Here is a 14,864-nt window from a genome sequence, read left to right on the forward strand (position 1 = left end):
ATACCGCGCTCGGCGTGCACCTGGGCGTCAAGCGTGGAAGGGTGTCGGGGCGCAAGTTCGGCTATTCGCAGGTCATCAATCCGCTCTATCTGGTGAGAAAGAATACGATGCCTTTGCGCGATGCGCTCGACCACGTTCTGCGCAACGTGGGCAGCAATATTGTGCGAAGCGTTGCACCGGAACCTTGGGTTGACCGTCGCGGCCGTCTGAGCGGCAATCTGATCGGCCTCTGGGATTTCCTGCGAGGAAGGCTGACCCCGGAACGCGCGGCCAAGCTATAACTCAAACGCGCCAGCTTAAAAGGTCCGGCGCACTCTCGCAAGCCTCTCTTCGACGGAACGCTTGCGGCCGCGCCGCGGCTCCATCACCACTTCGACATTTTCCACGTTCACTGTTTCGACGTTCGCCGTCTCTGCGTGCACGGGTTCCACGTTGTGACTGGGCCAGACATAGGCAGCAGACGCAACCCGTGCCTGACGCCTGGACACGCTCGTCGATGCAAGCGGCGAGAGTGCGCCCGCAGCGGCCGCAAACAGGTAGAAACACGAGCCAAGTTCGAACACCCCGGCCGAAGTCGAAGCCACGATCAATGCCGAGATCATGCCGTGCCGGGAGGCGTAGCAGACGGCACGCTCCGTGAACGAGTAATGGGCTGGCATGGGCGACAGCAGCGACTTGCCCACGAACATCCCATAGCAGACCACACCCACCACACCCAGGCTCCCCAGCAAGACCACCAGGAAGCTCGACGCCCGGATGCTGCCCAATCCGACGCCTATCCCATAGGTGTCGAAGAAGTTGGCTATGCCCTGATTGTTCCACCCCATCCGTTCAACGCCGGACGAACTGCCGGCCTTGCTCAATATCGCCGCGTCGACAAAATCGCCAATCGTCGTGACCACCGCCGGCAGGAAAAGCATGACGTAGATCACCCCTAGCATGCCAAGGCATGCAGAGATGAGCCACATGCGCTGCTTGCGTGCGGCGGCGTCGCGTGTGACAAGACCGGGACGGCTGAACACCAGCACGACCAGATATCCCGCCATCCCGACGTAGGCGCTCCCCGACGTGGACAGCAACATCAGTATTCCAGTCGCGACGGCCAGCGCGCCGGCCAGTTTCTGACGCCACCCGACCAGCCACAGGTTCAGGCAAAACACAAACAGCGGCAGTGTGAAGGTCGAGAACGCGGAAGTCTCGCTGAACGTGCCGCTGATGCGCACCAGTCCACCCAGTTCCTCGCCGCTCAGGTCGGCAAACTGTGCAGTCTTGACGGACGAAAGAATGTCTATGCCGGCGATGTGCGATACGGCATCGAGCACGCCCGCGAGCACGTCGAGCAGGGTCAGCAGAAGGAGCGCGTTGGCGAGCGTCCTGTACGTGCCACGCCACTTAAGAAACACATACATGCAGCAATACACCAGCACGTCGCCAATGCAATACACCGCCTGAGACAGATTGCCCGAGACGGGAGCGAGCGGCTTCAGCAAAATTTCCGTGGTGCTGCGATCGACGGGAAACACGAGTGTCGTACCGAGCAGCAGGCGCGGTAACAGCATCGCGCCCACGCTGGCCCACACGCAGTTGCAGAGCAGCCAGAAGCCCGGTTGATCCATCGAGAACGCCTCGCCAAGCTTCTTCCCGCCACCCATATTGAAGGCCTTCAGGACGAAGAACGCGAGAAAGAGTTGCGGCGGCAAGATGCCGATTCCGCCCAATCCCAGCGCGAGCGCACACCCGAACAGCGAGTAGACCGCCATTCCGTAAACCACGCCGCTATGCGACGTGTAGAGCGCCACCATGCCGGTGACGATCACCAGGATCCCAAATACCGTCAGTTCCACTTGCTTGAACCCCTATCCGTTCACCGCACGCTCATGCGCGAACGATCCTGTTGCTGCACCGTCTTATGCGGAGCGTCGGTACTGGAGCGCCGGCTGTGTATCGGCAAACCCTTTGTTGTCATGCATCGCGCGTTCCACGACATCCATGAATTCGTGTTTGAACCGTTCCGCTGTAAAGCGCAAGGCATTGCGACGACAGACTTCCCCGCGAAACGCCGGGCGCTGCTCGAAACGCTCCACCGCATCGACAATGGACGCCACACTCTGTTCTTCGAAGAACAGCCCCGTACCGCGCTCGGGATCCGCCGAATCGATGACGATCTCCCGTACACCACCACGGCCCAAAGCGATGACCGGAGTGCCGCAGGCCTGTGCTTCGACTACCGAAATGCCGAAGTCCTCTTCCGCGGCGAAAACGAAGGCACGCGCGCGTTGCATGTAGTCCACCAGCACTGCATCGGGCTGGTAGCCGAGCAACGTCACGTTGGGCGTTGCACTCGCTTTGGCGCGCGCGAAATCGGTGCCATCGCCGATCACCACGAGACGCCGCGAGGGCATCGCCGCAAAGGCCTCGACAATCAGCGGAATCCGCTTGTACGGCACCATGCGCGAGGCAATCAGATAGAAGTCCTCGTGCTGGGTACCAAGCTCGAACCGTTCGACATCGACCGGCGGATAGACCACGGTGGCTTCGCTACCATAGGCCTTGCGGATGCGCCTTCCGACGAAGGCCGAATTGGCGACGAAAGCATCCACGCCATGAGCGGTACGCTGGTCCCAGATACGTATGTAATGCAGCAGCAGGCGCACGATCCAGCTCTTCATTCCGCGCTGCATGCCGGCTTCGGCCAGGTATTGATGCTGGAGATCCCACGCGTAGCGAATCGGCGAATGCACATAGCTCACATGCACCTGGTGCGGCCCGGTCAGCACGCCTTTGGCCACGGCATGGCTCGACGAAATCACCAGATCGTAAGACGAGAGATCGAACTGCTCGATCGCCAGCGGCATGAGCGGGAGATAGGCGCGAAACGATTTGCGCGCCCGCGGCAGATGTTGAATGAATGAAGTACGGGCGCGTTTGCCGCCCAGCACACTGCGCTGCGACTCCGGGAAGAAATCAACGATGCTGTAGAGATCGGCATGGGGAAACAGTTGAAGAATCTGTTCCACCACCTTTTCCGAACCCGCATACGCGGCGAGCCAGTCGTGCACGAGGGCGACCCGGCCGAAACGACGTGTGTCGCTTGCAAGGGTTGCGGCAAGCGTTACATTAGCCACGGCGAGATCTCCTCGATCAGTTTGACTGCGGTGGCACGCCAGGTCAGTTCCGCGGTACGCGCGCGGCCCCGCTCACGCAGGCTCGCGCGCAACGCGGCGTCACCGGTGATCTGTTCAAGCAGGCGCGCCAGTTCAGCGGGATCGTCCGGTGAGGTGTAGAGCACGGCATCCCCACACGCTTCCATCACGGCCGGCAACCTCGAAGCGATGACAGGACAGCCAAGGGCCAGCGCTTCGACCGGCGGCAGTCCGAAGCCCTCGTAAAGCGACGGATACACAAAACAGGCCGCACGCTGGTACAGCGCCGCCAGCTCGCCGTCGCTCACGTAACCGAGGTGCTTCACGAACTCGGGCAACGCATTCTGGCCCGCTCCATACACCCGTGAATCGCCGCCGCCCACTACCACGATGTCAAACTGCGCATCGTTAATGAGGCGCGCGGCCTCGGCCACGAGACGAAAATTCTTATGCCGGTTGAGGCTTCCCACCGCCAGCACGAACGGACGTCCGTTCAGCGTGGCCTCCACGGCACCTTGCTCCTGTTGCACGCGCAACATGTGCTCGCCGCTCTCGGGTACGACGCCAATCTTGCCGGCAGGAATCCGGTAAGCGTCGCTCAACTCGCGCCGCGAGAATTCCGACACGGTAAGCACGCGGCGCGACACCCGACCGATACGCGGCGCCATCAGCCGGTACCAGGCGACAAAGGAGCGGCTGTAGCTGTCGGGCACGCGCGCAGGCGCTGCGTCGTGCAGCACCGTCACCTGGCGACCGTATAGCAGCGGCCCGGAGTTGCAGAGATTGACCAGCAATCGGCCGGATGCTGCCTTCGGCAATGCCAGTTGTTCCCAGCGCAGACCCCCGCCCTTGCCGCTCGCCCGCAGCCCGACGTGCTTAAACGGACTGGTCATATCGGCCAGTGCTTCGGGCACGATAATCTCGGTCCTCAGTCCGGCAACGAGCGGATCGCCCAGTTCGATCATCTGGTCGAGCGCCCGAATGGTCTCGAATGCAAAGCGATCGACGCCCGTCGCGCGTCGGCCCAGAAATCGGCCATTGATTACCAGATTGGGAATATGCAGGGATTTCATCGGCGGCTTCCGGGCATCGCTCAAAGTACGTCGTTACGCGTGCGCAAAGTCACCGCGACACACAACCAGATTCGACAGACCGTGATACAGGTCTCATGGCCCAGAGTGTGACCGACCCACCGCCAGAAAAATGTTCGCCGTCGCTCATGCGACGCCAGTTTTCAGAGGGGCGCTCTATCCGTTCGCCGCCCCACACACGAAGGACGCAACAACGCATCAAAATGATCTATGAATACGCCTCCATCCGAGGTAAGACCATCGAGCTGCCGGCATGGCGCAAAGCGCGCGGAACCGGCAACCTTCCCGCGCAAGGAGTCCCCGTGAAGCATTCCGCAGCAACCGCCCATAACGTGCTCGCCAGTCCAGCCGCCTCTCCCGGCGCACGACACGCGAGACGGGAGAGGCCGTACAGGGCGTTTGGCGCGCGCACTGCCGCAAGCCTCGCAGCAAGCCTCTGCGCGCTCGCATGCGCATCGACGGTGCAAGCCGCCGATGCTGTGCGCGCCATGCCAACCGACACCTTCATCGGGACGCTCGCTGTCATTACACACGTCAACTACACCGATGGCGCCTATGTCAATGTGCACAACGTTGCCGACGATCTGGCATGGCTCGGCATCCACTACGTGCGCGACTATGCACCCGGCGACTCGCCGCCGTTTTCGACCTACGTCTATCTCGCGCAACGCGGCGTCAAATTCAACTTCCTGACGGGTTCGAAGTTTGTGGAATCGATCGGGCAAGCGGCAAAGCTGAACGCCGCCGTGCCTGGCAGTGTCGCGGCCATCGAAGGTTTCAACGAGATCAACAACTGGCCCATCCCCTACCACGGCCTCACGGGCGCGGCCGCCGGACTGGCCGTACAGCGCGAGATATTTACACGCGTACATGCCACGCCGGAGCTCAAGGGCGTACCCGTCTACGATCTCACGGGCTACGACGAAAAGGCAGTCGACACGCGCGCGGATTCAGCCGATTACGCGAATCAGCACGTGTACCCGCAAAACGGTGAGCAACCCACCTATAACGCGAACGGCGACAGGTGGATGGGCTCGGCCATCGATGTCGTCAAGAAGTACCATCTACCGCTCGTCATCACCGAGTTCGGCTACTTCTCGATGCCTCAGTCAGGCTGGTACATGATCGGCGTCGACGAGCGGACCCAGGCCAAAGGCATTCTCAACGGCTATATGGACGCGGCGGCGGCGGGCGTGAAGCGGACCTATGTCTACGAACTGCTCGACGAAAAGCCCGACCCCGAAAGCAAGAGCGGCGAGATGCACTACGGCCTCTTTCGCAACGACAACAGTCCCAAGCCGGTGGCCCAGGCGATCCGCAATCTCACATCAATCCTGAACGACGGCGCGCCACACCGCGCCAACGGCGCATCGCAAGGCACGCTCGCGTATACGCTCCAGGGAATGCCGGTATCGGCAAACAGCCTGCTGCTGCAGAAAAAGGATGGTCGCTTCGTGCTGGCGCTATGGAACGAAACGCCGATCTGGAACCGGGAGAAGGGGATACCGCTCACCAGCGCACCCGCCAGCGTCGAACTGGACCTGGGCACGCAAGTGAGCCGTGTCGATGTGTACGATCCGCTCGTTTCGGCAACGCCGGGCGCAAGCCATCGCGACCTGCGCCAACTCACCGTCGACGTACCCGATCACGTCATTCTGCTCGAAATCACACCGGCCAATGCACCGGGAACCTGAGCATCTGGGAGTGGGCACCTGAGCGTGCAACCGCCGCGTCTCGCGCGGCGGCATTCACTTGCGAATCAATCAGCCTTGGGTAGGCACGTCGTTGCCATGGCTGGCATAGCCGTAGGTGGTATACGCTCTTCCGTAGCGGCCTGGCCTCGTCGGCATCGCGTCGTTGAAAATCACACCGCGGATCGGCACGCCGATCTGCTCGAACCTGCGCGCAGACTCGCGCAGCTCTTCAACCGTCGTCACGCCGTGTCGTGCAATCACGAACACCATTCCGGCGAGAGAAGCCACGATGCCCGAGTCGGCTACCGGCAGAATCGGCGGCGCGTCGATCAGCACCACGTCATATTCGCTGTCGGCCTGCTGGGCGAAGGCAAGGAAGTTCCGATGTTTGAGAATTTCGCTCGCGCTCTGCATGTAGCCGCCGTTCGCAACGAAGTCGACACCCGGCAGAATGTTGCGGTGTACCGCGTTTTCAAACGTGCGACCACGCGTCACGATGTTCGAAATGCCCGGGCTGCACGGAACCCCAAGGTACTGGTGCAAAGTGCCCCTTCGCAGGTCGGCGTCGACCAGCAGCACACGCTGTCCCGATGCACCGATCAGCGCTGCCAGATTGACGGAGACGAACGACTTTCCGACGATCGGCGTCGGCCCGGCGAGCAGGACGATCCGGTTCGGTGCGTCGACAAGCGCAAATTCAAGCGCGCTTCTGAAGCTTCGCAGACTTTCGATCGCCGCATCGCCGCTTGCCGAGTGCGCCAGCACCAGGTTCGAGTCGATGTTGGTTGGGAGACTCCGTGTGAGCGTTTCCTGCACTTTGCTGCGCGGAATCGTTGCGTACACGGCCAGGCCCGTTCCCGTTTCAATATCGTCCTGAGCCGTGATCCCGTCGAAGACCTTGCGTTTGAGCAATACCACCGCGACGCTCACGAACAGGCCCGCCATCAGGGCTCCGATCAACGCGAGTGCGCGTTTCGGCCGAACCGGACTATCCGGCACGATCGCCGGATCGACCAGTCGCACGTTCGACACCTTACCTGCTTTGAGCAGACGCAGCTGTTCACGTGTGTTCAACAGGTTCGTGTAAATGGTGGTGTCTACCTGAACCTCTCTCTGCAACCGCAGCAGGCTCTGCTCCATGGGCGGCAGTTGCCGGGTGACGGAGGCGATGCCGCCAACCTCCCTTTCGGCTTCGCTCAATTCGTCATTGACGGCGATCACCGCCGGGTTTTCCGACGTGTACCGCGCGAGAAGCAAGGCCCGCTGCTGCTGGAGATCGGCGACCTTGCCCTGGGCGAGAGCCGAGCGTTGCAGAAGCGCAGCTGCTTCCGCGCCAAGATCCACTGTCCCGTTCTTCGCCCGGAATGTGTTGAACTCGCTTTCCGCAGTCTCCAGTTTGGTCTTCAGTTCAGGCAATTGACCATCGAGAAAGGTGATCGACTTCTGCGCCTCTTCCTGCGTCCGCAAGACGTTTTGCCGGACATATGCCGTACCGATCGCGTTGAGAATGGCGCTGATCTTCTTCGGGTCAGTGCCCTCCAGGGCAACGCCGATCACATCCGAGTCCTTCCCTTTCTCCACAATCAACAAGCCCGATTGCACATCCTGGATCGCGGAAAGCTGCGAAGTCCGAACCAGTTCGAAACGTACGCCCGCCTTTCCGACAATCTGGTCCACGAGTAGATCAATCGGCCCGTACTCTGTGCCGGCGTGCAATGGCTCGCCGACGCGCCCGGACAAATCGATGTCTTTGTACTTCAGCGAATAGTTGCCGTTCTTCTGCAGCGTCAGGATAAATTTCTCGCCTTGCAGCGCGTCAGGTACATCGAACTTTGAAACGCTGATCCGCTCATCACCCCATGCATAGCCACCCAGGCCCGAGTGGGACAGGTCATTCAGATGGTTTGCAACCCACCGGCCGACCACCGGAAAATAGCGCGGCACCACGCTAAGGTTCAGTTGCGCAGCAGTCACGGCTCCTGCAATCACCAGTCTGGAACGCAAAACCTCGATCTCGGCCGAAGCAGCAGTCTTGACGGCAAACATGGACTTCACGTCGCCCAGGGCGTCCTTGGCGGCGGTCGGATTTTCCTCGACCTGGATCAGAATGTCGGCCTGATACACGGGCGCCGCGAGCAGTGCATAAGCCGCACCAAAAAAGAGAAAGCACGCGGTGATCAGGAAGATCATGCCGCGGTTCTGATACAGGACGTCCACATAGCTACCAAGGTGGTCGCCCTGCGGGGGGCCTACATCGATCGTATCCATTGACGTGTCGCGGTATTTCATGCGCCCTCTCCCCATTCCTACTCGCTCCGGCGACGCCTGCTCCAGCGCGCCACGGGATGCATTACCACCAGGCCGGACAGATAGTCGGCTCATCAGTAACCAACGGCCCGGCTAGCGGCCGCCGCCTCCGTGCTTGGCACAATCAGACCCATCACGCGGCTCCACCGGACCAGTGCAGACGCATCGACGAACACAACGTCATTCGGCTTCAACGGGAAGCCGTCCGCAGTCGCCATCGCCGCCGGAGACCCGGCGTTCAGGTGGTAGACCACCGGCTTGCCCGCGTCGCGTCCACGCACGACAAACACCTGCGATGCATCCCCCGAGGTCTGGCTGATGCCGCCGGCGTCGCCGAGCGCTTCGTTCAGGCTCATCCGGCCGTTGTTGAATGTCAGGCTGCCGGGACGGTTCACTTCGCCGAACACGTACACTTTCGTGTCGGTCTGCGCGAAGACGCGCACCAGATCGCCCCTGCGCAATTCGATGTTGTCCGGATTCACACCCTTGGCGATCATGTCGGGAATGTCGACAACCACGGTCTTGTTGCCTCGCGTAATCGCGACCTTCGAGCGGTCCGCGAGCGGCGTAAATCCGCCGGCACGATTGATGGCTTCGGGCAAGGTCATCGGCATGTCGTTAAGCGCCAGCACACCAGGGGTCTTGACTGCGCCGTCCATGTAGACCCGCTTGCTGCGATAGGCTTCGATCCGCAGCGTGAGCTGAGGCTGCCGCACATAACGGCTGAGCTTTTGGGCTAGCGCGTCGCGCGCTTCCATTTCGGTGAACCCTGCAACCTTGAAGGGACCGATATAGGCGTACTGGATCATACCGCCCGCGTCCACCGTATAGCCCGAGGTCACCGAATCGGTGCCGGTTGCCTCCGGTCCATTGGTCGCGGCGGCGCCGGGCATATTCAGCTCAGGGTGATCCCAGACGACGATGCTCAATATGTCGCCCGGCCCAAGCGTGTACGGCTCGGGCTTCGAGAACAGTTGCGTGACGTCGTCGGGCACAGCAGTCGAGCGTGCAGCGCGATCCTTCTCTACCAGATCGTCCGTAATTTCGATCAGTTTGCCTGCTGGCGGCGCGTCCGCCCCCTTACCCGGGTGAGCGTTGGCCGTCGAGAGATTGCTGGCGTCCGCCGGTGTCTGATTCGCGGCGCCCGACGGGGCGCTGTACGACATCCCCGGCGACCATGCACAGCCGGCGAGACATGCCGCCAGCACAACGCCGGCGATTGCGAGCCCAACCCGTCGCGGATGGCATCCGGCATCAGATCGAGTCAATGAATCGGGCACTCCGGCCGTTTGCGCTTCAACCAGCACGTTTGACTTTGGTGCGTTCGTGGTCCTTTCCGAACCCAACTTGTTGCATGACATCATCGCTACTCCCTTCCGTCGCGCGCCCAAGCCACTGCCCCCGCTGAGACGCACACACCGCTATGTAGATTTTTTTATGCTCTAGTCCGGGCCGACTACCGCCTTTACCATCGCCGACGATACCCGGCCCCCCAAATCAACCCGCCCTTCCACGGTCAACCAACCACCCGCCGCTGCTTCAGTACGCCCCACTACCCTTGAAGACGACTTTGAAAGTCTTGAACAGAATGGAGACGTCCCGCAGCAACGACCAGTTCGTCACGTAAGCGACATCCAGTGACACCCGCGTCGCGTAGTCCGTGGTGCTGCGGCCGCTGACCTGCCATAAGCCGGTCATGCCAGGCTTGGCCATCAGGTAGTACCTGACGTTTGCGCCATAGCGCTCCAGCTCCTGATCGATGACAGGCCGCGGTCCGACGAGGCTCATGTCACCGCGAACCACATTCCACAACTGCGGTAATTCGTCCAGACTCGTACGGCGCAGAAACCGCCCAATCCGGGTGATGCGCACGTCGTTCTTCAGTTTGAAGTCGCGCTCCCACTCTGCACGGACCTGCGGGTCGCTTTCGATCAAGGCCTTGAGCACCTGATCGGCGTTCAGAACCATCGAACGGAACTTCAGGCAACGAAAATTCTTGCCGTTACGCCCTACGCGAACGTGTCCGAACGTCGCGGGACCACCATCGCTCATCACCAGAACCGCAAGCAGCGCGAAGATGGGCAGCAGAGAGACAATCAGCAATGTGCCGAACACGACGTCAAAGCCACGCTTGACCACTTGTCGCGCCGCTCCAGCGCAGTCCAGACCTGTTTTGCCAGAGGTCGCGGCGGTAGCGGGCGGCGTGGAAGTCGCAGAGGTCGTATCGAACTGTGCGTCGACTGTCGCGGTGCGAAACAGACGGAGACCTGCGTTCCGGGCTACGCCGAATTCCGCAAAGATCAACGTATGCGAGCCAAGCAGCGAAACGCCGGTCGTGAGCGTCCAGTACAGAAACCACGGCATGGACACCTGATTCTCGCGATGAATCGCGTACAGCAGGGCAAGACCACAGAGCTGCACTGCCAGCCACGCAAACGCCGTACGGCTCGCCAGGCTAACCACCGAGCGGGTGCGTCGCGCCGGATAGGTTCCACATGCGGGAAACACGGACAACGCAAGCGCGGCCACGAACGCGACCAGCGACGGGTCAAGCTCATGCGGATGACCTGCCTGCGGCAGATTCAGATGCAACGCGCCAAACGCACCCAGTACGATAAGTGCGATGTCGATCACTCGATGGACTAGTTCTGACATTTCGGTTACCCCAAACCTTAACGTTCTCCGCACCGAGCGTTTCGGCCTCGTCGCGATACCTGGTTACTGCGCTTCCCGTCCGGATGGCCATGGACCAGCGACGGAAAGCTCGCTTCCTGCATCGCTAGCGGCGAGACGCGCCCTATCGTCCACGCCGACGTATCCCATCGACCGCACCTTGTTGATCCCGAACGGCAGCTTGCCCCGGGGTTCGGCTCTTCCACGCCGTACAGCGCGGAGCATGCACACTCGTTCACGGGTACTCCGTGCCGGTGCGCGTCGCCGTTTTATCCACCGGTTAAGCACTCTTTCAGTCCACAGTAATAAGCTACGTCCTCGACCGGATACATTCCGTGCGGCATCACACCAACCGCACGGTTTCATCGATGACGACGGAAAATCGTCCAAAGAAGCAGCGGTGAATTTTCAAAAGATTGTCAAGAAAACGTGCGCCCGCCTTCTTCGTCTAACGGCAGAAGAAGTTCGCGTTTTGGGTGTCCGGCAGCGTGAAAAGCAGCGTGCGATTGAAATACAAAGCATCAGGACAGAGGCCTGGTGCCCGTTTAATAATCAGATCGGGCGAATTAATTCGCACAATGATTATTCATTAGGAGTACATATTTTCAATTATTTGCATTGCCGAAACACGCCCGGTACTTTCGCGCGGGCGATTCACCGTCTTTGATATGGCTTCAGATAAAAACGCTGACGTCCGTTCGAAAGCGTACAGCCAGCGCCTTTGCCACGTTCTTGCTGATTGCCCGGCGTCCTGCGAGGATGTCGCTGACCACGGTGGGCGAGGCAATATCGGCCAGGTCCTTTTGCTTGAGACCGTGGGTTTCCAGCAGGTGGCGCAGCACTTCGCGTGGCTCCGCGCTGGGCACCACCACCACCTGGCGAGATTCCCAACCGCCGATCAGAGCGGACAGAACGCCGAGCAGATCCGTTAGCGGATTGTCCGCGTCGCCGTGCAGGTGATTCGTCAGCGCATTCGCGAGCTGTGTTAGCTGCTCGTATTCCTGCTCATTGCGAATAGGCTTGAGAGGCACCTTGCTCTGCAACGCAGCCCAAGCTTCAACGATATCGGGGACCTGGCCCGAAAGGCGATCGGCATTCATATTTTTTGAATTTTCCTTTTCAGAAGATCGTATTCTTTAGGCGTTGGTCAATGCGGCTGACAGCGAGCGCTGTTCTCTCACGACTCCCTCTCCCTGAATGACTGCAATTACCCACGTCAATCTTTTCATTTTATTAAGGATGACGAATTTCTAACAATTCGAAAGCATTTAATCGACCCGTACCGCTAGCCTGGTCGCTGGGCGACGAGCCGGGCAACTCCGGTCATCGCTTTCGCGACTTCACCTGGGCGTAACTGTCCAACGCCACGAGACCGAGTTTAAAAGGAGCGCCGTCCGCGGTGCGTGCGCCCGACCACACTCCGCAATCGAGAGACAGCAAAATGTGAGGGTTTGTAGACCCGTCGAAAGCAGAACGTCGAATGACGAGGAACGGGAAACGCGATCGGAGCAGGCTGTCGGAGAGGAGAATGTGGGACAGCAACCGCGAGGGGTGGCGCCAGGCGGCGGCCACTTTGGGGATGCGCATTCGCGGCACCGCATCGCACCTGACGCCGTGCGGTGCCTTGAACACGCAGTTTTCTTTAGCGCGGCGTGTAGCGAATGGTCTCTACGCCGGTGTCGGTGCCAAGCAGCGACAGAGTCGCTCCGCGTTCTGCGAAGAGGCCCACCGTCACGACTCCCGGCCACGCATTGATCTGTGCTTCAAGCGCGCGAGGATCGGCGATCTTCAGCCCTTTGATGTCGATGATCTCGTTGCCGTTGTCGGTGATAAACGGCGTGCCGTCCTTCGTCACGCGCACCACCGGCACACCGCCCAACGCGATCACGCGGCGGCCGATTGCGGTGCGTGCCATCGGCACCACTTCGACCGGCAACGGAAACTGGCCGAGCACATCGACGCGTTTCGTTGAATCCACGATGCAGACGAACACATCCGACACCGACGCCACGATCTTCTCGCGCGTCAGCGCACCGCCTCCGCCTTTGATCATGGCGCCGCTGGCGTCGATCTCGTCCGCGCCGTCGACATAGACCGGCAGCGATTCGATCTCGTTAAGATCAAGCACCTTGAAGCCGTGCGACTGCAGGCGCGCAGTGCTCGCCAGCGAGCTGGACACGGCGCCGCGATAACGGTGCTTCGTGGCGGCCAGTGCATCGATAAAGCAATTGGCGGTCGAGCCGGTGCCGACGCCGATCACGACGCCTTCCGGTACATTGGCGTTCACGTAGTCGGCGGCGGCCTGACCGACCAGTTGTTTGAGTTCGTCTTGAGTCATGGGAGTTGCGAGCTAGAGGCGGAAAACCGCAAGTTTACCGGACTAGCATGCGCCGCTTGAACTTATCCGGCAAGTGGGCACAAGCGGGATCAGAAGATCCGGCGCGGCACGACGGTGCATCATGCATGCCGCGTCCTGAATCAGGACTTGACCTTCACCGAGCGTTGGCGCACGGCTTCGAACAGGCACACGCCGCTCGCGACCGACACGTTCAGGCTTTCCACGCTGCCGGCCATCGGAATCTGCATGACCTCGTCGCAGGTATCGCGCGTCAGACGGCGCATGCCCTCGCCTTCCGCACCCATCACGAGCGCGACCGGACCGTCGAGCCTGGTCTCATACAGGCTTTTGGTCGCCTCCCCCGCCGTGCCCACCACCCATACGCCGGCGTCCTTCAGTTCGCGCAGCGCGCGCGCCAGATTCGTCACCGTGATGTAGGGCACCGTATCCGCTGCGCCGCTCGCCACTTTCGCGGCCGTCGCGTTCAGGCCGACCGCACGATCGCGCGGCACGATCACCGCGTGCGCGCCGGCCGCATCTGCGACCCGCAGACACGCGCCGAGGTTGTGCGGGTCGGTCACGCCGTCGAGCACCAGAATCAGCGGCGAACCGTTGATGCCATCCAGCAGCTCCGCGAGATTCTGCGCCAGCGGCATGTCCCCTGCCCGCGCCACCACGCCCTGGTGGCGCTCCGTGTGCGCGAGACCCCACAGGCGCGTTTCGTCGGCAGCGATCAGACGCACGCCGGCTTCCTTCGCCGTGTGCAGGAACTCCGTCATACGGCGATCTTTGCGCGTGGCGTCGTAGTAGACCTCTTCGACCGTGGACGCATCGTGACGCAGACGGGCGGTCACCGCGTGGAAACCGTATAGAACCTTGAGACGTGACATGACTGAACAACCTTTGATTGAGCGCGCCGCAGACGCAGCTGCGCTACTGGGATAAAGACAAACCAAAATGCAGACCGCGCGCAACCGGCACATGAACCTGTACCGGTTGCGCGCGGAGAACCCGCTGCGGTAAGCCTGCTGGTGCTAGCGCACCTCACGGCTTACGTGTGAGCTCAGCGCTTCTTGCGCGTCTGTGCCTTCGAAGAAGAAGCCGACTTGGCCGGAGCGCCGTGCTTCCTGGCCGCGCTGCGTGCGGCGCGCGCCTCCTTGACCGCGAGCGTCGGTGCCGGTGCGGCCTTCTTACGGCGCGCCCCAGCGCCCGCTTCCGCCGGCGCCAGAGAACGCACACGCGCGCCGCCGCTTTCAACGACAGCCTTGTCCGCGAGCGCGGCACGCGCCCCCGGCGACTTGATCGGCGTATCGCGCACCAGCCGGAAGTCGATCTTGCGTGCGTCGAGATCGACGCGGCTCACCTGCACACGCACCCGGTCGGACAGACGGTAACGGATGCCCGTGCGTTCGCCGCGCAGCTCGTTCTTGATCTCGTCGTACTGGAAGTAATCGGAACCCAGTTCGGTGACGTGCACGAGGCCTTCGATAAACAGCGCATCGAGCTGTACGAAGATGCCGAACGAGGTCACGCCGCTCACCATACCGCCGTACTCTTCACCGAGCTTGTCGCGCATGAAGTAACACTTGAGCCACGCTTCGACGTCGCGCGAGGCTTC

General features: G+C 61.3%; 11 protein-coding genes and 1 pseudogene. 2 read left to right on the forward strand and 10 right to left on the reverse strand.

Going from position 1 to position 14,864, the window contains the following annotated elements; all coding sequences use genetic code 11:
* Positions 1-281: pseudogene (locus M0954_RS23605) on the forward strand (glycosyltransferase family 2 protein); the annotation flags it as partial.
* Between the two features lie 15 nt (positions 282-296).
* On the opposite strand, the gene M0954_RS23610 reads toward M0954_RS23605, so the two are convergent.
* The 3 genes from M0954_RS23610 to M0954_RS23620 form a co-directional block, all read right to left on the reverse strand.
* The gene (locus M0954_RS23610; RefSeq protein WP_297355836.1) at positions 297-1,844 is read right to left on the reverse strand and encodes a hypothetical protein; all 1,548 of its coding nucleotides are present in this window, start codon (positions 1,842-1,844) and stop codon (positions 297-299) included.
* A 63-nt stretch (positions 1,845-1,907) separates the two neighbouring features.
* Positions 1,908-3,125 (reverse strand): glycosyltransferase family 4 protein, encoded by a 1,218-nt coding sequence (locus M0954_RS23615; protein ID WP_122154487.1) that lies wholly within the window; start codon positions 3,123-3,125, stop codon positions 1,908-1,910.
* The gene (locus tag M0954_RS23620; RefSeq protein ID WP_122154486.1) at positions 3,113-4,216 is read right to left on the reverse strand and encodes a glycosyltransferase family 1 protein; all 1,104 of its coding nucleotides are present in this window, start codon (positions 4,214-4,216) and stop codon (positions 3,113-3,115) included. Before M0954_RS23620 ends, M0954_RS23615 begins: the two co-directional genes overlap by 13 nt.
* Before the next feature lie 320 nt (positions 4,217-4,536).
* Here M0954_RS23620 and M0954_RS23625 point away from each other — a divergent pair, with 320 nt between their 5' ends.
* Positions 4,537-5,928, forward strand: a complete 1,392-nt coding sequence (locus tag M0954_RS23625) for a calcium-binding protein (RefSeq protein WP_297355838.1) — start codon at positions 4,537-4,539, stop codon at positions 5,926-5,928.
* A gap of 69 nt (positions 5,929-5,997) precedes the next feature.
* Here the strand turns inward: M0954_RS23625 and M0954_RS23630 are convergent, their stop codons facing one another.
* From M0954_RS23630 to M0954_RS23660, 7 genes are all read right to left on the reverse strand, one after another.
* Complete coding sequence (locus M0954_RS23630; RefSeq protein ID WP_122154485.1) at positions 5,998-8,217, reverse strand: GNVR domain-containing protein; 2,220 nt, start codon at positions 8,215-8,217, stop codon at positions 5,998-6,000.
* 92 nt (positions 8,218-8,309) lie between these two features.
* On the reverse strand, positions 8,310-9,503 hold the full coding sequence (locus tag M0954_RS23635) for a polysaccharide biosynthesis/export family protein (protein ID WP_297355840.1): 1,194 nt from the start codon (positions 9,501-9,503) through the stop codon (positions 8,310-8,312).
* A 271-nt stretch (positions 9,504-9,774) separates the two neighbouring features.
* Entirely contained in the window at positions 9,775-10,890 is a 1,116-nt protein-coding gene (locus M0954_RS23640; protein WP_122154484.1) for a sugar transferase, read from the reverse strand.
* Positions 10,891-11,582: 692 nt separating this feature from the next.
* Positions 11,583-12,008, reverse strand: a complete 426-nt coding sequence (locus M0954_RS23645) for a helix-turn-helix domain-containing protein (protein WP_122154483.1) — start codon at positions 12,006-12,008, stop codon at positions 11,583-11,585.
* A gap of 542 nt (positions 12,009-12,550) precedes the next feature.
* Positions 12,551-13,246: a ribose-5-phosphate isomerase RpiA gene (rpiA, locus tag M0954_RS23650; RefSeq protein WP_123384201.1), complete on the reverse strand. Its 696-nt coding sequence runs from the start codon at positions 13,244-13,246 to the stop codon at positions 12,551-12,553.
* A gap of 140 nt (positions 13,247-13,386) precedes the next feature.
* The gene (gene rlmB, locus M0954_RS23655; RefSeq protein WP_297355842.1) at positions 13,387-14,136 is read right to left on the reverse strand and encodes a 23S rRNA (guanosine(2251)-2'-O)-methyltransferase RlmB; all 750 of its coding nucleotides are present in this window, start codon (positions 14,134-14,136) and stop codon (positions 13,387-13,389) included.
* A 173-nt stretch (positions 14,137-14,309) separates the two neighbouring features.
* Positions 14,310-14,864: S1 RNA-binding domain-containing protein (locus tag M0954_RS23660; protein ID WP_297355843.1), on the reverse strand; the 555-nt coding region annotated here is incomplete at its 5' end.

Origin of the sequence: Paraburkholderia sp. (genome assembly GCF_026225065.1) — a bacterium.
GTDB lineage: Bacteria > Pseudomonadota > Gammaproteobacteria > Burkholderiales > Burkholderiaceae > Paraburkholderia.